The following is a 347-nucleotide window of genomic DNA, read 5'->3' on the forward strand; positions in this document are numbered from 1 at the left end:
CGTCCTCGTCTTGAATTAATGTTAGGGTAGGCGAGATCAATACTGTCGCCGGGCAATGCTAACTGATAGCCCGACTTGGTTTTGACCTTGATCGGAAGTCCTATGATCTCGTAAAGTCCTGTCTTTCCTCCGAAGCCTCCTGCCGTTCCCGTAAGCGTTATGCTCAGTCCGTCGGCTGAGTACACTCTGCAGCCCTCTCGTCCGGGTATGCGTTGTACAAGAGTTTTTGGATTTGCGTCCGTGAAAGACAATACTTTTCCGGCGCATTTTTCTCTAAGAAATCCGATAATGAACACTCTTTTTCGGGATTGGGCGACTCTAAAATTTGCGCTGTTAAGCACCTGCCA

2 pseudogenes are annotated in these 347 nt (G+C 48.7%); both read right to left on the reverse strand.

Annotated features, from left to right (window positions below):
- Nucleotides 1-185: pseudogene (locus LI114_RS14415) on the reverse strand (DNA (cytosine-5-)-methyltransferase); the annotation flags it as partial.
- A gap of 90 nt (nucleotides 186-275) precedes the next feature.
- Nucleotides 276-341, reverse strand: a pseudogene (locus LI114_RS14420) (DNA cytosine methyltransferase); the annotation flags it as partial.
- Between the last annotated feature and the right edge of the window lie 6 nt (nucleotides 342-347).

Origin of the sequence: Ruminococcus sp. 210702-SL.1.03, assembly GCF_020559915.1 — a bacterium.
In the GTDB taxonomy this organism is placed as follows: Bacteria; Bacillota; Clostridia; order Oscillospirales; family Ruminococcaceae; genus YE71.